At 71.8% G+C, this 19,790-nt stretch carries 19 protein-coding genes; 3 read left to right on the top strand and 16 right to left on the bottom strand.

Features of this window, described 5'->3' with window-relative positions; genetic code table 11:
* Positions 1-140: 140 nt before the first annotated feature.
* Genes E9228_RS16625 through uriH form a run of 4 tightly spaced genes read right to left on the bottom strand, consistent with a single transcriptional unit; the run spans position 141 to position 4,430 of the window.
* On the bottom strand, positions 141-1,076 hold the full coding sequence (locus E9228_RS16625; protein WP_166781658.1) for a Ppx/GppA family phosphatase: 936 nt from the start codon (positions 1,074-1,076) through the stop codon (positions 141-143).
* A 34-nt stretch (positions 1,077-1,110) separates the two neighbouring features.
* The gene (locus E9228_RS16620; protein WP_166781657.1) at positions 1,111-1,971 is read right to left on the bottom strand and encodes a ribokinase; all 861 of its coding nucleotides are present in this window, start codon (positions 1,969-1,971) and stop codon (positions 1,111-1,113) included.
* Positions 1,968-3,404, bottom strand: coding sequence for a uridine transporter UriT (gene uriT / locus E9228_RS16615; RefSeq protein ID WP_166781656.1), 1,437 nt, complete (start codon positions 3,402-3,404; stop codon positions 1,968-1,970). Before uriT ends, E9228_RS16620 begins: the two co-directional genes overlap by 4 nt.
* A 6-nt stretch (positions 3,405-3,410) precedes the next feature.
* On the bottom strand, positions 3,411-4,430 hold the full coding sequence (gene uriH / locus E9228_RS16610; RefSeq protein WP_252728555.1) for a uridine-preferring nucleoside hydrolase UriH: 1,020 nt from the start codon (positions 4,428-4,430) through the stop codon (positions 3,411-3,413).
* Positions 4,431-4,675: 245 nt separating this feature from the next.
* Here uriH and E9228_RS16605 point away from each other — a divergent pair, with 245 nt between their 5' ends.
* Positions 4,676-5,686 (top strand): LacI family DNA-binding transcriptional regulator, encoded by a 1,011-nt coding sequence (locus E9228_RS16605; protein ID WP_341849932.1) that lies wholly within the window; start codon positions 4,676-4,678, stop codon positions 5,684-5,686.
* A 65-nt stretch (positions 5,687-5,751) separates the two neighbouring features.
* Here the strand turns inward: E9228_RS16605 and E9228_RS16600 are convergent, their stop codons facing one another.
* The 7 genes from E9228_RS16600 to E9228_RS16570 form a co-directional block, all read right to left on the bottom strand.
* Positions 5,752-7,464, bottom strand: coding sequence for an MDR family MFS transporter (locus tag E9228_RS16600; protein ID WP_166781655.1), 1,713 nt, complete (start codon positions 7,462-7,464; stop codon positions 5,752-5,754).
* On the bottom strand, positions 7,461-8,084 hold the full coding sequence (locus tag E9228_RS16595; RefSeq protein ID WP_166781654.1) for a TetR family transcriptional regulator: 624 nt from the start codon (positions 8,082-8,084) through the stop codon (positions 7,461-7,463). Before E9228_RS16595 ends, E9228_RS16600 begins: the two co-directional genes overlap by 4 nt.
* Before the next feature lie 84 nt (positions 8,085-8,168).
* On the bottom strand, positions 8,169-8,651 hold the full coding sequence (locus E9228_RS16590; protein ID WP_341849931.1) for a GNAT family N-acetyltransferase: 483 nt from the start codon (positions 8,649-8,651) through the stop codon (positions 8,169-8,171).
* Between the two features lie 85 nt (positions 8,652-8,736).
* A complete protein-coding gene (locus tag E9228_RS16585) occupies positions 8,737-9,411 on the bottom strand; it encodes an HAD family hydrolase (RefSeq protein ID WP_166781653.1) in 675 nt (224 codons plus the stop codon).
* Positions 9,412-9,543: 132 nt separating this feature from the next.
* The gene (locus E9228_RS16580; protein WP_252728512.1) at positions 9,544-10,149 is read right to left on the bottom strand and encodes a DUF3618 domain-containing protein; all 606 of its coding nucleotides are present in this window, start codon (positions 10,147-10,149) and stop codon (positions 9,544-9,546) included.
* A complete protein-coding gene (locus E9228_RS16575; RefSeq protein ID WP_208386469.1) occupies positions 10,149-10,598 on the bottom strand; it encodes a phage holin family protein in 450 nt (149 codons plus the stop codon). Before E9228_RS16575 ends, E9228_RS16580 begins: the two co-directional genes overlap by 1 nt.
* A complete protein-coding gene (locus E9228_RS16570; RefSeq protein WP_166781652.1) occupies positions 10,595-11,497 on the bottom strand; it encodes a hypothetical protein in 903 nt (300 codons plus the stop codon). The genes E9228_RS16575 and E9228_RS16570 overlap by 4 nt, the downstream gene beginning before the upstream one ends.
* A 190-nt stretch (positions 11,498-11,687) precedes the next feature.
* On the opposite strand from E9228_RS16570, the gene E9228_RS16565 reads away from it, so the two are divergent.
* Complete coding sequence (locus E9228_RS16565; protein ID WP_166781651.1) at positions 11,688-12,455, top strand: glycosyltransferase family 2 protein; 768 nt, start codon at positions 11,688-11,690, stop codon at positions 12,453-12,455.
* 78 nt (positions 12,456-12,533) lie between these two features.
* On the opposite strand, the gene E9228_RS16560 is transcribed toward E9228_RS16565, so the two are convergent.
* Positions 12,534-13,463 carry an NADP-dependent oxidoreductase gene (locus E9228_RS16560; protein ID WP_166781650.1) on the bottom strand — a complete coding sequence of 310 codons (930 nt, stop codon included), beginning with the start codon at positions 13,461-13,463 and terminating at the stop codon, positions 12,534-12,536.
* A gap of 102 nt (positions 13,464-13,565) precedes the next feature.
* On the opposite strand from E9228_RS16560, the gene E9228_RS16555 reads away from it, so the two are divergent.
* Positions 13,566-14,066, top strand: a complete 501-nt coding sequence (locus E9228_RS16555; RefSeq protein ID WP_166781649.1) for a MarR family transcriptional regulator — start codon at positions 13,566-13,568, stop codon at positions 14,064-14,066.
* A gap of 303 nt (positions 14,067-14,369) precedes the next feature.
* Here E9228_RS16555 and E9228_RS16550 read toward each other — a convergent pair whose 3' ends face one another.
* The 4 genes from E9228_RS16550 to E9228_RS16535 form a co-directional block, all read right to left on the bottom strand.
* A complete protein-coding gene (locus E9228_RS16550; protein WP_166781648.1) occupies positions 14,370-15,557 on the bottom strand; it encodes an ROK family transcriptional regulator in 1,188 nt (395 codons plus the stop codon).
* A gap of 126 nt (positions 15,558-15,683) precedes the next feature.
* Positions 15,684-17,939: an alpha-xylosidase gene (gene yicI / locus E9228_RS16545; RefSeq protein WP_166781647.1), complete on the bottom strand. Its 2,256-nt coding sequence runs from the start codon at positions 17,937-17,939 to the stop codon at positions 15,684-15,686.
* Positions 17,939-18,865 carry a carbohydrate ABC transporter permease gene (locus E9228_RS16540; RefSeq protein WP_166781646.1) on the bottom strand — a complete coding sequence of 309 codons (927 nt, stop codon included), beginning with the start codon at positions 18,863-18,865 and terminating at the stop codon, positions 17,939-17,941. The genes yicI and E9228_RS16540 overlap by 1 nt, the downstream gene beginning before the upstream one ends.
* Positions 18,862-19,764 carry a carbohydrate ABC transporter permease gene (locus tag E9228_RS16535; protein ID WP_252728551.1) on the bottom strand — a complete coding sequence of 301 codons (903 nt, stop codon included), beginning with the start codon at positions 19,762-19,764 and terminating at the stop codon, positions 18,862-18,864. The genes E9228_RS16540 and E9228_RS16535 overlap by 4 nt, the downstream gene beginning before the upstream one ends.
* Positions 19,765-19,790 lie beyond the last annotated feature (26 nt).

Below are 19,790 nucleotides of genomic sequence, written 5' to 3'. Positions count from 1 at the left end.
TCGGGGACTGAGCGCAGGCGCTGACCGTCGTTCGCGGCATGGACAAATGCGTCAACTCCTGATCGCGGAACGCAACGTCGGCGTCTGCCCGCAACGGAATACCGCTGCGAGGAGGCGCCGACGTTGCGTTTCGCGAGCGGTCAGCCGAGGACCGAGAGCTGGTCCAGCCGCTCGAGGATCACGCCCTCGCGGAGCGCCCAGGGGCAGATCTCGAGCGCCGGCAGGTCGAAGATGTCCAGGCACGCCTCGGCGACGAGCGCCCCCGGCACGACCTGGTGCGCCCGGCTCGGCGAGACCCCGGGCAGCGTGCCGAGCTCGTCGACCGACATGGTCAGCAGCGACGGCAGCCGTTCGCGGAGCGCCGCCCCGTCGAGCACCCGCGGGACGAGCGGCCCGGCGGCCGACGGCGCTGCACCGCAGATCCGCGCGATGGACCGGAACGTCTTCGAGGTCGCGACCGCCCGGTCCGGCGCTCCGGACCGCAGCAGCCGTCCGGCTTCGCGGGCGATCTCGACGCGGACCTCGTGCCGGACGTGGCGCAGCTCGTCCTGGCTGGGGGTACCGGCTGCGAAGTACGTGCGAGCGAGTCGTGCGGCCCCGATCGGCATGGACCAGGCGACGTCGGGCGCCTCGTCCGCGCCACCGGCGATCTCGAGCGAGCCGCCACCGATGTCGAACACGGCCAGTCGTCCGGCGGACCAGCCGAACCAGCGGCGCACCGCCAGGAAGGTCAACCGGGCTTCGTCCGAGCCGGAGAGGACCGCGAGTTCGACCCCGGTCTTCTCCTGCACGTGCGCCAGGACGGCCTCGGAGTTCACGGCATCGCGGACCGCGGAGGTCGCGAACCCGAGCATGTCCTCGCAGCCGCGGTCCTCCGCGACCCGGACGGACTCGGCCACGAAGTCGGTCAGCGCGTCGATGCCGACCGGCGTCACCGCGCCCCGGTCGTCCAGGTGCTCGGCGAGCCGCAGCGGCCGTTTGAACGAGGACGCGGGCAGTGGCGCCGCACCCCCGTGGGCGTCGACGACGAGCAGGTGACCGGTGTTGGAACCGATGTCGAGGACTCCGACGCGCATGCGCCCACGCTAGTGGTCGGACGGGAGGCCCGGATCACGTCCCGAGGAACGCCTCCAGCTGTGCGGTGGTCGGGTAGGACGCCTGCGCGCCGGCACCGGTCGCCGCGTACGCGCCGACCCCGGCGGCGAACCGCGCAGCCTCGACCAGCGAGTCCCCCGCGGCGAGCCGGAGTGCCACCGCACCCATGAAGGCGTCCCCGCACCCCGTGGTGTCGACCGCGTCCACGGGCACAGCGGGGACCTCGACCGGCCGAGCGTCCCCGTCGTGCACGACCGATCCGTCGCCGCCCCGGGTGACGATGGAGCGTGCGACGCCGTGGTCGCCGAGCGCTGCGGCTTCGTGTTCGTTGACGAGCAGGACGTCGGTCAGGTCGAGGAGCTCCGGCGGGACGGCGCCGAACGGGGACAGGTTCGTCAGCACGGTGACCCCGGCGGCGTGGGCTGCCCGGGCGGCGGCGAGCACGGCGTCCATCGGGACCTCGAGGCAGAGCCCGAGGACGGCGGCGTCCTGGAACACGTCGTCGGGCAGGTCCTGGGGCGTGAGCGTGGCGTTCGCGCCGCCCGAGATGACGATGGTGTTCTCACCACGGCCGTCGACGGTGATGACGGCGGTGCCGGTGGCCGTGCCCGTCCGGACCGCGACGTGCGTGGTGTCGGCGCCCGAGGCAGCGACCGAGTCGCGGAGCAGCGCTCCGTTGCCGTCGTCGCCGACCGCGCCGACCATGCGGACGGTGCCCCCGAGCCTGCCGGCCGCGACGGCCTGGTTGGCGGACTTGCCGCCGGGCAGGGTCGCCAGGTCGGACCCGTGCAGGGTCTCCCCCGGCTGCGGGAAACGCTCGGTGCGGACGACCAGGTCGGCGTTGAGCGACCCGACGATCACGATCGTGTCGGTCATCGGACGGACTCCTTCTGCGGGGCGGCGGCGGTCTCGGCGGCCTCCGGCCGGGGGATGAGGAACGAGGTCGCCAGGGCAGCGGTCGTGATCACGGCACCGAGCAGCATCCCACCGGAGTACCCGGCGGTGCCCGAGGAACCGCCGACCCCGAGCGCGATCTGCAGCGCGGGCAGCACGGCGAAGCTGACGCCGGCGCCGAGGTTGAACGCACCGGCGTTGAGTCCGGGCAGGAAGCCGGGGTTCGAGTCCGGGGACAGCACGATGCCCAGGCCGTTGAGGATGATGTTCGCGATGCCGGCGTAGGTGATGCCGATGAGCACGGTGGTGGCGACGAGGACCGGCAGCGAGTGCACGCCGACGAGTGCCATCAGGACGGTGGCGACGATGCTGCCGACGAGTCCGACGCGCAGCACGGCGCGGTAGCCGAGCGTCGGGGCGAGCCGGCCGGCGAAGGGCCCGACGACCCAGCCGACCAGTGCGTAGGGTGTGAGGAACACGAGGGAGGCGAGGTCGGCCTCCATCCCGTAGCCCGCGTCCCCGTTCTGCGCGAGCGAGGTGACCAGTCCGTTGACGACGGCGAAGACGCCGGTCATCGTGAGGAACGTGGTGGCGAGGAGTGCCCACGTGCCCCGACGCCGGAGGAACCGGGTCTCGACGAGGGGCTCGCGGACGCGGGACTCGACGGCCCAGAACACGGCGAACGCGGCGAGGGCGACGACGATCCCGCCGACCACGAGCACCGGGTTCGCGGCGCCGAGCTTGCCGGCCTCGTTGAACGCCGTCAGCAGCGCACCCACCGAGACGACGAGCGGCACGACGCCGACCCAGTCCATCCGGGTGCCGGCCGAGGGACGGGACTCCACGCCCCACTTCGTGACGAGGGTGAGGGCGATGACCGTGACGACCGCGATCACCCAGAAGATGCCGCGGAAGCCGAAGTGTGTCGCGATCCACCCGCCGGCGAGCGCGTCGATCCCGGCGATGCCGCCGTTCACCGCGGTGAGCAGCCCGAGGGCGGCGCCGTAGCGTTTCGGGTCGCGGATCTCGTTGCGCAGGACGAGCAGGCTGATCGGGACGACCGGGCCGGTGACGCCCTGGATGATGCGGCCGGCGAACAGCATCGGGACGTTCACGGCGAGGGCGGCGACGACGCTGCCGACGAACATCACGGCGAGCATGGCGACGAGCACCCGCTTCCGGCCGACGATGTCCGACAGCCGGGGCAGGAACAGTGAGAACAGCGCGGCGAGGGTGAAGTAGAGCGTCTGCGACAGGCCGATCGTGGCGTCGTCGGTGTGGAGTTCACGCGCCATCGTGACGAGCGCGGGGCTGAGCATGCTGGCGTTGAGCTGGAAGGCGATGCAAGCGGCGAGGAGTGCCGCGGTCAGCGCGCCGATGGACTTCTTCGACATCGTCGTCGAGGGGGTGGTCATGGTGGGTCAGATCTCCGTGGTCGTGGCGGTCGGCTGAGCGCCGGACGGCTGGGTGGTGCTCGGCTGTGTGGTGCTCGGCTGCGTGGTCAGGCCGGCCTGGACGGCGTCGGCTGCGGCGCGGGGCGTCCAGCCGGTGTCGGGCGTCTCGCCGATGCGCTCGAGGGCGTCGACGACCAGGTCCCAGAACCGGCCGTGGTCGAGCTCCATCGCGGCGCTCGTGCGGCAGTCCTCCGGCGCCGGGGCGCGGAAGTCGGCGACCGTCATGCCGAGGGTCAGCGTGCCCTGGGTCTCGACGCGGATCGGGACCTTGACGGCGCGGACGATCGTCGGGTCGATGACGTACGCCACGGCGCAGGGGTCGTGCACCGGTGGGGCGTCGAAGCCCTGCACGTCCTGGTACGCCTTGCCGAAGAAGTCGAGGAGCTCGCCCACGAAGGCGGCGGGCCCGGTGCCGACGGCGGCGATGCGGGCGGCGACCTCGGGGGTGGCGAGCGCCTGGTGGGTGAGGTCGAGTCCGACCATGACGACGTCCCAGCCGGCGTCGAAGACGATCGACGCGGCCTCGGGATCGATGACGATGTTGAACTCGGCGACCGGGCTCCAGTTGCCGACGTGGACGCCGCCGCCCATCAGCACGACCTGCTTGACGCGCTCGACGATGCGGGGTTCCTTGCGGACGGCGAGCGCGATGTTCGTCAGGCCGGCGGTCGGCACGATCGTGACGGTGCCGGGCTCGTGGGCCATCACGGTGTCGATGATCAGGTCCACCGCGTGGCGCTCGTCGAGGGCGAACGACGGCTCGGGCAGCATCGGTCCGTCCAGGCCGCTCTCGCCGTGGATCTCGGGGGCGACCTCGACCTGCCGGAGCAGCGGCCGTGCGGCACCGGCGGCGAAGGGCACGCCGGTGATCCCCGCGATCCGGGCGACGGCGAGCGCGTTCCGGGTGACCTTGGGGAGGGTCTGGTTGCCGACGACGGTGGTCACGGCGAGGAGCTCGACGTCCGGGTTGCCGTGCGCCAGCAGCATCGCGACGGCGTCGTCGTGGCCGGGGTCGCAGTCCAGGATGATCTTCGCGGGGGTGCGCGGGGCGTCGGACACGGGGGTGCTCCACTTCGTCGGGGAGCCGGGTGCCCGGGGTGCGGGCGGCCGGCAGGAGGTCAGGGCCTGACGCGCCATGCACGCCGCGTCAAGCGTTTGACATCACACCGCATCAAGCGCTTGACGTCAAGTCGCGCGGATTCCGCATGCACGGCCGTCGCTAGCATCGACACGTGCCCACGACCCCGCGCAGTCGCTCCGCTCCGTCCGGCCGGGTGACCGCCGCGATGGTGGCCGAACGCGCCGGCACGAGCATCGCCACGGTCTCCCTCGTCGTGAACGGCAAGGACCGCGGACGCGTCTCGACGCCGATCGCCGACCGGGTCCGCGATGCCGTCGAGCAGCTCGGCTACGTCGTCGACCACGCCGCGAGCTCCCTGGCGCGGGGCAGCGGCGACCTCGTGGTGCTCATCGCACCGGACCTGTCGAACCCGTTCTTCGCCGAGGTCATCCGCGGCGTCCGCGACACCGTCGGCGACCGCTTCCAGCTCGTGCTGTCCGTCACCGAGCGGGGCGAGCAGCCGGTGGACGCCGACGTCCGCCGCTTCGAGCGACTCCGGCCAGCGGGGATCCTGGTCGATGCCCCGGCCGAGAGCGCGTCGATGTCCGCGAGCGTCCCCGTCGTCCTGCTCGACGCCCCGGGCGGCCCCGGAGCGGTCAACTACGACCTGACCGCCGGGGTGCAGGCGCTGGTCGCCCACCTCCGGGCCGCCGGGCACCGTCGGGTCGCCTACCTCGACGGGACCTCGCGCGCGACGACGTTCGCGGTCCGCCGCTCGCTGTTCGAGCAGGCCTGCACCACCGCCGACATCACGGTGTCCCCCGTCCAGGCACAGGCCGACCTGACGATCGACGCGGCTGCGGGCGCGGTCGCGCCGGTCGTCGACGCGTGGCTCGCCGACGGGGTCACCGCGGTCGTCGCGGCCGCGGACACCCTGGCCTACGGGGTGCTCCGGGTCGCCGCTGAGCGGGGCATCGCCGTCCCGGCCTCCCTGGCGGTCGCCGGCTTCGACGACCTGCCGTCGTCCTCGGTCACGGCACCGAGCCTGACGAGCGTCGCCCTCCCCGGTGCCGAGCTGGGGCGGGCGGCGGCACTCCGGCTCCTCGCCACGCTCGACGGGGTCGACGCGCCGGACCCCGCCCTGCCCACACGCCTGGTCCCCCGCGCGAGCACAGGGGCCTGAGACGGCGACGGACGGGAGGCGCGGTGCCAGCCGGCACCGCGCCTCCCGTCCGTCGTCCGGTCGATCTACTCGTCGTGGCGGGTCGTCGACACCGACCCCGTCTGCGAGCCCACCGGCTCAGGGGTGGCCGGCTGGGTCGCGGCCGGAGCCGTCCCCTCGCGTCGTGCCCGCTCGAGGGCGTCGGCCTCGTCGCCACCGACCGCCTCGCCACGGGCGACCATGCCGGCCACGTCCGCCAGCTGCATCTGCGGGATGAAGAGCGCGAGCACGAGCGCGGCGGCGATGAACGGCAGCAGGTACCAGAACACCGGGGACAGCGAGTCGGCGTACGCGTTGACGATGCCGTCCTGCACGGCCTGCGGCAGCTTCGACAGCGAGGTCGGGTCGATGCTCGAGCTGGCACTCGCCGCGTCCGTCGCACTGCCACCGGCGCCGCGGAAGACGTCGGTCAGCGCGTCCGTCAGGCGCGAGGTGAACAGTGCGCCGAAGACGGCGACCCCGAGGGAGGCGCCGACCTCGCGGAAGTAGTTGTTCGTCGACGTGGCGGTCCCGACCTGCTCCGGCGGGACGGCGTTCTGCGCCACCAGGACGACGACCTGCATGATCAGGCCGAGTCCCGCACCGAACACGAACAGGTAGACGCAGATCAGCCAGATCGGGGTACTGGCGGCCAGGGAGGTCATGCCGAGCATCGCGATGCCGACCACGATCGTGCCGATGATCGGGAACGCACGGTAGCGGCCGGTCTTCGTGATGAGCGTGCCGGACAGGATCGAGGTGCCGATCAGGCCGACCATCATCGGCAGCATCAGCAGCCCGGAGACCGCGGCGGACGTGCCCGACGCCATCTGCAGGAACGTCGGGACGAAGCCGATCGCCGCGAACATGCCGAGACCGAGCACGAAGCCGATCGCCGTCGCGATGACGAACGTCCGGTTGCGGAAGAACGACAGCGGGATGATCGGGTCCTGCGCCCGGGACTCGACGAGCACGAACGACGCGGCGGCGACGAGGAAGCCGGCACCCCACGCCCACGTCTCGGGAGCGCCCCAGCCGTGCTGCCGGTTGCCGCCGAACTCGGTGAAGAACACCAGGCACGCGGTGGTGGCGGACAGCAGGGCGACGCCGAGGACGTCGATCCGCTTCGTCGCCTTCTTGCTCGGCAGCGTCAGGGCGAACCACGCGACGGCGAAGGCCGCGATGCCGACCGGGATGTTGATCCAGAACGCCCAGTTCCAGGTCATGTGGTCGACGAAGAACCCGCCGAGCAGCGGGCCGCCGACGGCGGAGAGGCCGAAGATCGCACCGAGCGGGCCGAGGTACTTGCCGCGCTGCGAGGCGGGCACGATGTCGGCGATGATCGCCTGCGACAGGATCATGAGACCGCCGCCGCCCAGGCCCTGCAGGGCGCGGAACACCACGAACTGCCAGAAGTCCGTCGACAGCGCGCAGCCGAGGGATGCCAGCGTGAACAGGGCGATGGCGACGAGGAACAGGTTGCGGCGGCCGATGACGTCACCGAACTTGCCGTAGATCGGCATGACGATCGTCGACGCGAGCAGGTACCCGGTCGTGATCCACGCCTGGTGGGCGACGCCGCCGAGTTCGCCGACGATGGTGGGCATGGCGGTCGACACGATGGTCTGGTCGAGGCTCGAGAGCAGCATCCCGGCGATGAGCGCCGAGAAGATGATCCAGATGCGGCGCTGGGTCAGGAGCAGCGGCCCGTCGGCCTGCTGGCGACCCCGGCGGGTGGTGCTCGGCGCGGATGCGCTCATGAGGTGCCTTCCTGGGCGGGGATGGTGATGGCTTCCGTCATGAGACGGAGGTTGGTGTCGAGGAGCTCGTCGAACCGGGGTCCGGACGCCTCGTCGAAGTCGTCGTCGAAGTAGGTGCCGGCACTGACCCGGATGACGCCGACGGCGGCCTCGGCGACCAGGCGGGCGCGCGGGTCGGCGGGGTCGTTCCAGGAGAACCGCTGGCGGACGGCGTCGGCCACCTTCTGGATCTGGGTGTCCGTGGCGGACAGGAACCGTGCGGTCAGCGCGGGCTCGCGCTCGAAGACGCGGCGCACCAGGGCCTCGTCGGCGCGGTCGATGCCGGCGACGTGCAGCTGCTCGATGATGAGCGCGATGACGGACGGCAGCGGGGCGAGGGTCGCGGGGACGACCGAGCCCTCGGCGTACGCGGCGAGGAGTGCGGTGTCGGCGTTGAGCTCGATGCCGAGGACCACGTCCTCCTTCGACGCGAAGTGGTTGAAGAACGTGCGACGGGAGACACCGACGCGCTCGCAGAGCTGTTCGATGGTGAAGCCCTGCAGCCCGCCGTCGACGACCGCCCGGCGCGCTTCGGACACCATGCTGCGCCGGAGGGCGCGGGTGCGTTCAGCAGTGGTCACCCGGTGATACTTGCACTCCTTCTGCGAGAGTGCAATTCACCGCGGCCGAACTCCCAGGATGTCCGGTCTCGCAGTGACAGCCGGTCAGAGCGCCTTCGCGAAGCAGTACGACCACGGCATGGTCTCGGCGTACGGCTCGTACACGTCGATGCGGTCCCACCCGGTCTTCTCGTACAGTGCCACGGCCTCCGGCTGCTTGTCACCGGTCTGCAGGATCAGGCGACTGGCGCCCTGCTCGCGGCCGACCCGGGCGCACTCGTCGAGGAGCGCGGTCGCGGCGCCCTTGCCCCGGGCGGCCGCCAGGACGATGAGGCGCTTCAGCTCGATCTCGTCCCCGAGGCGTCGGACGGCGATGTGCCCGAGGACGGTCCCGTCCTCGTCGACGGCGAGCAGGGACGTCACGACGGTGCTCGGGTCGACGGACAGCACACGGTTGCGCTCCGCGGAGACCTCGGGGGCCTCTCCGGGGTTGCCGTCGCCGTAGCGCTCGTGCATCTCCTCGTCCATGGTCGCGCGGAGTGCGACTCCGCGCGGGTCTTCCCAGGGCACGCGTTCGATGGTGATCACGGTCGTCAATCCTGACACGAACGGACGACAGCGGGCGTACCGCGCCGACGGGCAGCACCCGCGCCGACACCGGCAGCAGGGCTGCTCAACCGAGCGAGCCGATCGGGCTGGCGTCGAGGTCCTCGAGCAACGCCGCCGCGTCGTCGTACACGGCCGCGGCACCCGCACCGCGCAGTTCGTCGCCGCCGATCCCGCCGGTCATCACGCCGATGCACGGCACACCGACACGCTTCGCGGACTCGACGTCCCACATCGCGTCGCCGACCATGACCGCGTGGTCCGCGTCGACGCCGGCCTTCTGCAGGGCGACCTCGATGATCCCGGGGTCCGGCTTGGCCTGCTCGACGTCCTCACTGCTGGTGACGGCGGTGATCCACTGCTCGGCGTCCAGCAGCTCGAGCAGACGGTCGAGCTCGTTCTGCGGCGCACTCGTCGCGAGGATCACGGCGTGCCCGCGACCCGCGACCGCCTCGAGCAGGTCACGGGCGCCGGGCAGCAGGCGCAGTTGCGGCATGTGCTCGGAGTAGAACGCGGTGTGGAACTGCTTCGCGGTGTCGCGGACGTCCTCGGAGGCGTCCGGCAGCAGCGCCTCGAGCAGCTTCGACGAGTCCATCCCGATGGCCCGGTGGATGCGCCAGGCGTCGACGGACTCCCCCACGGCGCGGAAGGCCCGCCACCACGCGTCGATGTGGGCGTAGTTCGAGTCGGCCAGGGTGCCGTCGATGTCGAACAGGACGGCGGTGGTGGGGGTGTCGGACATGCGGCCAGCCTGCTCCGTGGGCGACGACCGTCGCCTCAGGTGCGCCGGAGAGCGCGGTGACCCGCCACGAGACGGACGGGAGGCCCGGGACCAGCTGGTCCCGGGCCTCCCGTCCGTCAGGTGGTGACGCGATCAGGCGTTGCGGACGTCGTCGGCCGACGACTGCGCGTTGTCCTTCACGTCGGACGCGGCGCCCTGCGCCTCGTCCTTGACCGTCTGGGCGGCGTCCTGCGCGGTGCCCTTGAGGTCCTGTGCGTGCTCCTTCGCGGCGTCGAGCAGCGGTGCGCCGGCGTCCTTCGCCTGCTCCTTCGCCTTGTCGACGAGCGGAGCGGCCTTGTCCTTCAGCTCACCGGCGAGCTCCTCCTCCTTGGTGGAGGACGGCAGGAGCGACGACGCGAGCCAGCCGACACCGAAGGCGATGAGGCCGACGGCGAGCGGGTTGCCCTTCGCCTTCTCGACACCACGCGAGGCGGCGTCCTTCGCGGAACCGGTGGCGTTCGACCCGGTGCCCGAGATGCTGGAACGAGCCGAGTCGGCCGCACCCATCACGGAGTCGCGCGCGCTGCCGGCGGCACCCATGACGGACTCACGGACGTCCTGGAACTTGCCCTTGACCTTCTCGGACTGGCGATGGGCGATCTGTGACGGGCTGACCTTGTCGGCCAGTGCGTCGACGTCCGAGCCGAGTGCTCCTCGGGTGCGCTCGATGTCGGCGCGGATCTCGTCTGGGGTGCTCATCAGTTCCTCCCGGTGTTGGGCTTGAGTGTCTCGGGGACTTCCTTGACGGTCGCGACCGTCTGGGGGGCGCCGTCGATCTGCTTGATCTCCTTGCGACCGCGCGACGCGAGGATCGCAGCGACGACGGCGTAGATGACGGCGATGATCACGGCGGACCACGCGTTGCCGATGAGGTAGCCGAGACCCCACCACGCGGCGATCGACAGGAACAGCAGGGCGAAGAGCCCCGCGACACCTGCGCCGCCGAACATGCCGGCGCCCTTGCCCGCCTTCTTCGCGGAGTCGGTCAGCTCGGCCTTGGCGAGCGCGACCTCCTGGCGGAAGAGGGTCGAGAGGTCACGGGACACCTCGGAGAGGAGCTCACCGAGGGGCGTCGACGCTGCGCGCTCCTCGGCGCTCGGCTGCCCGGGCACCGTCCGACCGGACGCGCCGGGGAACGGATCGGTCATACGAGCGGCCCCGTCCCGGCGGAACCGGTGGTACCCGTGCCGGTGGTGCCGGTCGTGCCCAGTCCGGTCGTGCCGAACCCGGCGGTGCCGGTCGTGCCGAAGTCGGCCTCGGTGGTGGCGGTTCCGGTGCTGCCGCTCGCCTCGGCTTCCTTCTCGTGCTTGATCTCGGTCGTCAGCGCCTTGGCGAGTCGACCGGCGAGGATGCCCGCGCCGGCGGCGATCGCGATGAAGGTGCCCGGACGACGTGCGGCGAAGGACTTCACCTCGTCGACGAGGGAGCCCGGGTCGCGGCCCTCGAGGTAGCCGGCGACCGAACCGGCGCGGTTCGACAGGTCGCGGACGACCTTCGCCGCGAGGCCCTGCTCGTCGTCGTTGTCGGCCATCTTGCCGAGGTGCTCGCCGATGGTGCGGAGCCCGCTGGCGGCCTTCTGCTGCTGGTCGGCGGCCTGGTCCTTGACGGTGCTCGACGCCTGGCCGAAGAGCTGGCGTGCGTGGTCCGACACCTCGGAGGCGACGTTCGCGGCCTGCTCCTTGGCGGTGCCGGCGACGTTCGCGGCCTTCTCCTTGGCGTCACCGGCGACGTCCGACGCGGCGCCCTTGGCGGCGTCGGCCTTGGCCTTGCCGCCGCCCGAGCTGTCGGAGCCGGTGCTGCCGGAGTCGGTGCTGCCGGTGCTGCTCGCGGTCAGGCTGCCGGCGGGGACGGTGCCGGCGGGGAGCTGCTCGTCGGCGGGGATGGCGTCCAGCGGTTCGAGGTCGTCGAAACCGATGGGGCGCTCGACGGGCGTGCCGCTCGCGTAGGACGGGACCGTGACGCCGGGGTGGATCTCGTGACCCTCGGTGGCAGCCGTGGCGTCGTGGATGGGCGTCCCGGAGTCGTTCCCGGGTGGGTTCGTGGTCATGGTCGGCCTTCCGGTCTTCTCGTCGCGGCGGGCGGTGCACCCGCTGCGTTGGACCCGAAGGTGCGCTGAACCCTCTGGGACGGGTGCCAGGAACGCCGATCTGCGCGGATTCGACGCGCACCCTCCCCAGAACGCCAGACGAGGAGCGGAACGAGCGCTCCTCCCAGCGACGGTCCGGTTGGCTCGGGCCATGCCATCCGTGTCCGTCGTGGTCCCCGTGCTGGACGACGCCGCACACCTGCGGCGGTGTCTGTCCGCGCTCCAGGCCCAGACCCGCCCCGCGGACGAGGTGGTCGTCGTCGACAACGGCAGCTCCGACGACAGCGCAGCCGTTGCCCGGGCGGCCGGAGCCGTCGTCCGTACCGAACCGGTCCGGGGCATCGCGCGGGCGGCGTCCCGCGGCTACGACACCGCTCGTGGCGACGTGATCGTCCGGCTCGACGCGGACTCCGTGCCGCCGCCGCACTGGATCGCGACGGCGCTCGAGCTGCTCGCGGACCCGTCGGTCGTCGCGGTCACCGGGCCCGGCCGGCCGTCCGACGCCGGTGCCCTCGTCCGGGTCGTCTGGCCGGTCCTCTACATGCAGCCGTACTTCGTGCTCATGCGCGGAGCCCTCTCCCGCCCGCCGCTGTTCGGGTCCGCCACCGCACTCCGCCGCTCGACGTGGCTCGCGGTCCGAGACCGGGTGCACCGCGATGACCCCGAGGTGCACGACGACATCGACCTGAGCATGCAGTTCGACCCGGCGTGGCGGGTGCTGGCCGATCCCGCGCTCACCGTGCGGGTGTCCGCGCGACCGTTCTCGAGCCTCCCGTCCGCTGTCCTGCGTGCCCGCCGCGCGTTCCACACCTTCCGGGTGAACGGCCGGCGGGCGTCGCCGCCGCGTCGGTGGGCGCGACGGTTGCGGACGGACTGGCGGAACCGCGGCGACGCGCACGCGTGGTGGCGCGGCCGCTGACCACGGCGCGACCGGGCGCTGCCCCGGGACCGGCCTCGCCCCGTCAGGCCCCGGGCGTCCGGCCTCAGCCCTCAGCCCTCAGGGCAGGACGATGACCTTGCCGACGACCGGGCCGGCACTCGCCTCGGCGTGCAGGGCGGGCAGCGCGTCGAGCGGGATGCGGCGGGTGACCTCGACGTGCAGCGTGCCCTCGTCCACCATCGACACGAGTCGCGTCAGGCGGTCCCGGTTCGGCAGGACGAAGACGACCGCAGACCGGACTCCGCGGGCAGCGTCGTCCGGGGCGGCCATCCACGCCGTGGTGCTCACGACCACGCCGCCGTCACGGACGAGCGTGACCAGGCGGGTGAACTGCTCCGGGTCGATCGGGGCCAGGTTGAGGAGGACGTCGACCGGCTCGCCGACGGCGTCGAGCAGGTCCGTCGTGGTGTGGTCGACCACCTCGTCCGCGCCGGCGGCCAGGACGGCGTCGGCACTGCGGGGGCTGGCGGTCGCGATGACGTGCGCGCCGATCTGCTTCGCCAGCTGCACCGCGTACTTGCCGACGACACCGCCGGCGCCGACGACCAGCAGACGCTGACCGGCCGTGAGCCCGCCATCGTCCACCAGGGCCTGCCAGGCGGTGAGCGCGACGGAGGGCAGCGCGGCGGCGTCGGCGAGCGGGATGCTGGTCGGGGCGGCGACGAGGGCCTCCGCGGGTGCGACGACGTACTCGGCCGCGCCGCCGTCGCGCTCCATCGGCAGGAACCCGATGACCGGGTCACCGACGGCGAGGCCGTCGACCCCGGCCCCCACGGCGTCGACCGTGCCGGAGACGTCGTAGCCGGGGATGTGCGGCAGGACGACGGGGATCGGCAGGAAGCCGGCCCGCATGCCGTTGTCGGCCGCGCTGAACGCCGACGCCGCGACGCGGACCCGCACCTGACCGTCGGCCGGGACGGGCTGCTCGACGTCGACGGTACGCAGCACCTCGGGACCGCCGACCTCGGAGAACTGGACTGCACGCATGATCGTTTCCTCTCGTTGATGATGCCTTTTGCTTCGAGTTCGAAGCACCTGGTGAGGAACGTACCGCTGCTTCGAACTCGAAGCAACGGGTAGGATGGGATCGTGCCTGCGACTCCTCCCGCCCTGACCCGCGCGCAACTGACGGCGTACCTGTCATTCACCGAGGTCAGCGCCCTCCTCCGTCCGGCGGTCGAGAAGCAGCTCAAGGACGTCGGCGCGCTCAGCTACGTGCAGTTCCAGCTGCTCGCCCGACTCGGCGACGACCCGAGCGGCAGCCGGAGCATGACCGACCTGGCCGACGGCGTCGTCTACAGCCGGAGCGGACTGACCTACCAGGCGCAGCTGCTCGACCAGCGCGGACTCGTCTCGCGAGCACCGTCGCCCGAGGACGAACGGCGGGTCGTCGTCACCATCACCGACGCCGGCCGCGAGGTCCTGGCAGCGGTGTTCCCGGGACACATCGCCCTGGTGCGGGAACTCCTCTTCGCGTCCCTGTCCGAGGACGACGTCGCATCGCTCGCGCGGATCCTGGGACAGGTGGGGACCCGGCTCCGCGAGGCCCCGCCCCGGTCCGCCGCGCCGCGTCGCCGTCGGGTCGACTGAGGACGCACCGGCAGCCCGGCCCACCGACCGGCCGACCCGGCCGACCCGACCGACCCGATCGACCCGATCGACCCGATCATCCGTTCGACGAATACCGTGCACAGTCCAGACGGACGGCGTAGCGTCGCTCCAGTCGCCCAGCCGGAAGGCACGCGAGGGACCCTGACCTCGTGGAGCGACGACACGCGCCTGCCACTCCCGGAGGCACGCGCAGGCCGTGGACGCCCGCCCCTGACCCGAACGGCGGCGGGCGTCCGCGATCCCCCTCGTGCCGGTGCTGGTTCCGGTGCCGTTCCGGTGTGCTCAGCCCGCGGTGGGATCGGCCAGCAGGGACGCGAACGCCAGCTCGGCCGCACCACGGAAGAGCACGCTGCCGACGAGCTCCGCGGGCACGATCCGCAGGTCCTCGCCCATCGCCGTCATCGTCTGCGCCCGGACGGCTTCCTCCAACCGCGTCCCGACGTGCCGGAGCAGCGTGCCGAGGAACCCGCCGAGCACGACGACGTCCGGGTTGACGGTGTGTACGACGTTGCGGATGGCGACGGCGAGCGCGGTGACCTGTCGGTCCACGACGGCGGCGAGCGCAGGTGCCGGCGTCGCCGCGAGGACGTCGCCGAGCCGGTCGGCCTCGTCGATCCCGAGCCCGGCGGCATCGAGCAGCGCGGCCTGCGACGCCTCGGTCTCCAGGCACCCGACCGCGCCGCAGTGGCAACGGATGCCGTTCGCGGCGACGAAGGTGTGGCCGAGCTCCCCCGCGTACCCGGCGGCTCCGGCGAGGGGACGTCCGCCGGTGATGATCCCACCACCGATGCCGCTCGCGCCGCCGTTGACGTAGACGACGTCGGTCGCGCCGCGGCCGGCACCGTAGAGGAACTCCGCCGTGACACCGAGGTTCGCGTCGTTCGCCGCGCGGACCGGCAACCCGGTGCGGTCGGCGAGCGGCGCGGCGAAGGCCTCGTCCCGCCAGGCCAGGTGCGGCGCGTACCGGACGACGCCGTCGCCGACGCGGACGATGCCCGGGACGGACACGGCGACGCCGACGACCCGACGGCCCGCGTCCCGCTGCCGTCCGGTGGCCGAGGCGACGAGGTCGGTGGCGATGGCGAGCGCCTCGTCCGGGGTGGAGACCGAGGACGTGCGGACCGTGCGGCGCTCGTGTTCGGTGCCGTCCAGGCCGATGACCGCCAGCGTCACGGCGTCGATCTCGGGCACGATCCCCAGCGCGACGACCTCGGCGGACGCGGACACCGTCGCGCTCGGCCGTCCGACACCGGTCGCGGGCGGCGCGTCACCCTCGACGACCAGGCCGAGGTCGACGAGTTCGCCGACCAGCGCCGCGACCGTCGAGCGGTTCAGGCCGGTCTCGCGGGTGAGTGCCGAGCGGGGCATCGGTCCGCGCTCGTGGACCAGGCGCAGGACCCGTGCCAGGTTGCGGCGGCGGACGACGTCCGTGGTGCGCACCGGACGGGAGGCAGTGCTCGCCTCCGACATGGCCGCTCCGATCGTCCGTCCCGCCAGCGTAGCTGTCCGCTCGGTCCGCTTCGTCCCGCGCTGAGCGACAGTCCTCGTGGTGGCGGCCGCGAGGACCGTCGCTCAGCGCGGACGGACGATCGCGCGTCAGCCGGCGGTCGTCACCGTGCCGTCGGCGTCGAAGGACACCGGGTACGTGACCGCACGACCCTCGGGGGAGGTCACGACGACCTCGCGGGCACCGGCACCACCGGCTCCCGGGAACGCGCGGAGCTCGAGCGCCTCGTGGTAGTCGTGGTCCGGCCGGTCGATGCGGGTGGACAGCGGCAGGACCGCCCCCTCACGGACCCAGAGCGGCAGGGTGTCGAAGCCGTGCTGCTCGCGCCGCCAGACCCCGCCCGTGACGACCTCGCCCGTGAACCAGTTCGTCCACGAACCCGCGGGCAGCCAGTACTCGACGTCGCCGGACTCGCTGAACACGGGCGCGACGAGCAGGTCCGGTCCGAGCAGGTACTGCCGGTCGCAGTACGCCGCGGTCGGATCGTCGGGGAACGCCAGCGGCATCGGACGCATCACCGGGATGCCCCGCGACGACGCCTCGAGCCCGGCCGCGTACAGGTACGGCATGAGTCGCAGCTTCAGCTCGGTGAACGCCCGGGTGACGTCGACCGCTTCCTCGTCGAACGCCCACGGCACCCGGTACGAGCTGCTGCCGTGGAACCGGCTGTGCGACGACAGCAGACCGAACTGCACCCAGCGCTTGAACACCGCCGGGTCCGGGGTGCCCTCGAAGCCGCCGATGTCGTGCGACCAGAAGCCGAAGCCGGACAGTGCGAGCGACAGGCCGCCGCGCAGGGTCTCCGCCATCGACGGGAACGACGAGGTGTTGTCCCCGCCCCAGTGCACCGGCATCTGCTGGCCACCGGCGGTCGCGGAACGGGCGAAGACGACGGCGTCGCCCGGGCCCTTGGTCTCCTGCAGCACCTCGAACACGGCCTGGTTGTACAGCTGCGTGTACCAGTTGTGCATCCGCTCGGGGTCGCTGCCGTCGGCGTAGACCACGTCGAGCGGGATCCGCTCGCCGAAGTCGGTCTTGAAGCAGTCGACGCCCTGGTCGACGAGCGCGCGGAGCTTCGACTGGTACCAGGCGGTCGCGTCCGGGTTGGTGAAGTCGACGAGGCCCATGCCGGCCTGCCAGAGGTCCCACTGCCACACGGTGCCGTCGGGGTTCCGGACCAGGTACCCGGCCTCGGCGGCCTCGTCGAACAGCTTCGACGCCTGCCCGATGTACGGGTTGATCCAGACGCACACCCGCAGGTCCTTGTCGTGCAGGCGGCCGAGCATGCCCGTGGGGTCCGGGAACACCCGGGGGTCCCACTCGAAGTCGCACCAGGTGAACTCGCGCATCCAGAAGCAGTCGAAGTGGAACACCGACACGGGCAGCTGGCGGGCGGTCATCTCGTCGACGAACGACGTGACCGTGGCCTCGTCGTAGTCCGTGGTGAACGAGGTCGACAGCCACAGACCGTACGACCACGCCGGCACGTGCGCCGGACGGCCGGTCAGCGCGGTGTACCGCTCGAGCACCGCCGCGGGGCTGCCGCCACCGATCACGTGGAAGACCAGGGACTCCCCCGGCACCGAGAACTGCACGCGTTCGACGGTCTCGGAGCCGACCTCGAACGAGACGTGTCCGGGGTGGTCGACGAGCACGCCGTAGCCGCGGTTCGTCAGGTAGAACGGCACGTTCTTGTACGACTGCTCGCTCGACGTGCCGCCGTCGGCGTTCCAGATGTCGACGGTCTGCCCGTTCTTCACGAGCGGCCCGAAGCGCTCGCCGAGCCCGTAGACGAGTTCGCCGACGCCGAGGTCGAGCTGCGCGTGCACGAACCGGTCCGAGGCGGGTGCGTCCGCGCCCTGGACCCGCGCGTTGCCGACGACCCCGCGGGACACCTCGGCGCCGGGGTCGAGGGTGACGTACCCGAGCGACTTGTGGCCGGACCCGGTGAGCACCCGCCCCTCCGACAGGAACCGCAGGTCCCACGGCGCCCCGGGCGTGACGACGGCCGACAGGTCGCCGGAGGTGAGGGTCCCGACACCGTCGGCGACCGTGACGGACCCGTGCCCGGCCTCCTTCCCGACCAGGTCGAACGAGAGCTCCGGACGGGGCGCACGGAAGTGCTCGACGCGGACCGTGACCACGCCCTCCATCGGGCTCGACAGCGAGACGGTGAGCGTCGGACGGTTGAGGGTGTCGCCCCGCGACGCGATGACCTTCGTCGGCGCGGTGACGACCAGGCGGTCACCCTCCGGCGACGTCCGCGCGTCGATGTCGTACGCCTCGGCGGCGTACACGGGGTGGACTCCGGGCCTGAGTTGCCAGAACCCGTCGGTGAACTTCATTACTTGACCGCTCCTGCCGTGATGCCGCGCGCGAGGGTGCGCTGGAAGATGAGGAAGAACACGAGCGTCGGGATGAGGCCGAGCAGGGCCGACGCGCTCGTGGTGGTGACGTCCATCAGGCGGTCGCCCTGCAGCAGGGAGATCGCGACGGGGACCGTCTGGTTGTCGTTGCTGACCAGGAAGGTCAGCGGGATGAGGAACTCGTTCCACGTCCAGATGAAGAAGAAGATGAGCAGGACCGACAGGGTCGGGCGACTGATCGGCACGATCACACGCCAGAGCACGCGCCAGCGGCCGGCACCGTCGAGTGCGGCGGCCTCCAGGATCTCCTTCGGGAAGGTGCCGTATACGCTCGACAGCAGGTACGTGCCGAACGCGGACTGGATCACCGTGAAGACGATGATGACGCTCCACACGTTGTCGTACAGTCCGATGCCCTTGAACATCATGTAGAGCGGGTAGAGCAGGACCTCCTGCGGCAGCATGTTCGCGAGCATGAACAGCACCACGATCCAGGTGCGGTAGCGGACCCGCCCGATGCCGATCGCGAACGCGTTGAGGATCGAGATGAGCACCGCGAGCAGCGCCACCATGCCGCTGATGAACACGCTGTTCCAGAGCTTCAACGGGAAGTCGACCCGGTTCCAGAACGTGGTGATGCCGTCGAAGGACAGCTGCGTGGGCCAGGCGAGCGGGCCGCCGGCCGCGTAGTCCGCCGGCGTCTTGAACGAGTTGAGCAGGATGAGCAGGAACGGCGCGGCGATGAGCACCGCGATGACGATCCCGCCGGCGAGTACGACCCAGTCGGAGGGCCGCTTGCGCCCGCCTTCGCCGGGTCGCTTGCGCGGCTTCGGCGTCGTCGGACGGGAGGCACGCCCCGCGTCCGCCGCGACGGTCGCCCTGGTGTCGGGTGCGGACACGGTCATCGTGCCTCCTCCTTGCGTTCGGCCCGGTTCTGGGCGGCGATGAACCCGATGGCGACGATGACGATGACGACCGTCAGGGCGGTGGCGATCGTCGCGCCGTACCCGACCTGCTGCGCCTGGAAGAACTGGCTGTACGAGTAGTAGCTCGGCACGATCGTGGCGTTGCCCGGGCCACCGCCGGTCAGGGCGTACACGGGGCCGAACACCTTGAGCGCCGCGATCGTGCAGGTGAGCACGACCACGAAGATCTCGGGCCGGATGATGTGCACCGTGATGGAGCGGAAGCGCTGGAACCAGTTCGCGCCGTCGAGCTCGGCGGCTTCGTACAGTTCCGGGTCGACGCGCTGCAGGGCCGCCATGAAGACGACGACCGGGTAGCCGATCTGCACCCAGACGAGCACGACCGCGACGGAGAGCAGGGCGGTGTCCGGGCTGCCGAGCCAGTTGTGCTGCAGGCCGTCGAGGCCGACCGCACCGAGGACCGCGTTGAGCGCGCCGTTCTCCGGGCGGAGGATCCACCCGATGACGATCGCGGCGATCACCGCGGGCAGGATCTGCGGCAGGTAGTACGTGGCCCGGAGGAAGCTGGCGAGCTTGCCGCCGAACTTCTTGCCGATGACGTCGAACAGGGCAGCGGCCAGGACGAGGCCCAGGCTGGTCGGCACGATCACCATCGCCAGGATCATCACGATGCTGTTCCGGAACGAGATCCAGAACTGCCCGTCGGACATCAGCCGGCGCCAGTTGTCCAGGCCGGTGAACTGCGGCGGCAGGATCCCGCGGTAGTTCGTGAACGACAGGTACACGTTCCATCCGAGCGGCACGAGGATGATCGCCGCCAGCAGGACGAAGCCGGGGAGCAGGTAGAACCAGTAGCTGCCGCGGCCGGAGGCGGGCATGATCGCGCCGTCGTCGCGGCGGCGGG

It is taken from the genome of Curtobacterium salicis (genome assembly GCF_011759505.1).
Lineage (GTDB): Bacteria > Actinomycetota > Actinomycetes > Actinomycetales > Microbacteriaceae > Curtobacterium > Curtobacterium salicis.
Note: the sequence above shows the minus strand (reverse complement) of the source record. Positions and strands in the feature narration are given on the sequence as shown.

Bases quoted from the DNA above. Each gene is read 5' to 3' on its own strand.
- E9228_RS16625 (WP_166781658.1), bottom strand. From the start codon at position 1,076: ATGCGCGTCGGAGTCCTCGACATCGGTTCCAACACCGGTCACCTGCTC.
- E9228_RS16620 (WP_166781657.1), bottom strand. From the start codon at position 1,971: ATGACCGACACGATCGTGATCGTCGGGTCGCTCAACGCCGACCTGGTC.
- uriT (WP_166781656.1), bottom strand. From the start codon at position 3,404: ATGACCACCCCCTCGACGACGATGTCGAAGAAGTCCATCGGCGCGCTG.
- uriH (WP_252728555.1), bottom strand. From the start codon at position 4,430: ATGCTGCTGGCGCACGGCAACCCGGACGTCGAGCTCCTCGCCGTGACC.
- E9228_RS16600 (WP_166781655.1), bottom strand. From the start codon at position 7,464: ATGAGCGCATCCGCGCCGAGCACCACCCGCCGGGGTCGCCAGCAGGCC.
- E9228_RS16585 (WP_166781653.1), bottom strand. From the start codon at position 9,411: ATGTCCGACACCCCCACCACCGCCGTCCTGTTCGACATCGACGGCACC.
- E9228_RS16580 (WP_252728512.1), bottom strand. From the start codon at position 10,149: ATGAGCACCCCAGACGAGATCCGCGCCGACATCGAGCGCACCCGAGGA.
- E9228_RS16575 (WP_208386469.1), bottom strand. From the start codon at position 10,598: ATGACCGATCCGTTCCCCGGCGCGTCCGGTCGGACGGTGCCCGGGCAG.
- E9228_RS16570 (WP_166781652.1), bottom strand. From the start codon at position 11,497: ATGACCACGAACCCACCCGGGAACGACTCCGGGACGCCCATCCACGAC.
- E9228_RS16565 (WP_166781651.1), top strand. From the start codon at position 11,688: ATGCCATCCGTGTCCGTCGTGGTCCCCGTGCTGGACGACGCCGCACAC.
- E9228_RS16560 (WP_166781650.1), bottom strand. From the start codon at position 13,463: ATGCGTGCAGTCCAGTTCTCCGAGGTCGGCGGTCCCGAGGTGCTGCGT.
- E9228_RS16550 (WP_166781648.1), bottom strand. From the start codon at position 15,557: ATGTCGGAGGCGAGCACTGCCTCCCGTCCGGTGCGCACCACGGACGTC.
- yicI (WP_166781647.1), bottom strand. From the start codon at position 17,939: ATGAAGTTCACCGACGGGTTCTGGCAACTCAGGCCCGGAGTCCACCCC.
- E9228_RS16540 (WP_166781646.1), bottom strand. From the start codon at position 18,865: ATGACCGTGTCCGCACCCGACACCAGGGCGACCGTCGCGGCGGACGCG.
- E9228_RS16535 (WP_252728551.1), bottom strand. From the start codon at position 19,764: ATGCCCGCCTCCGGCCGCGGCAGCTACTGGTTCTACCTGCTCCCCGGC.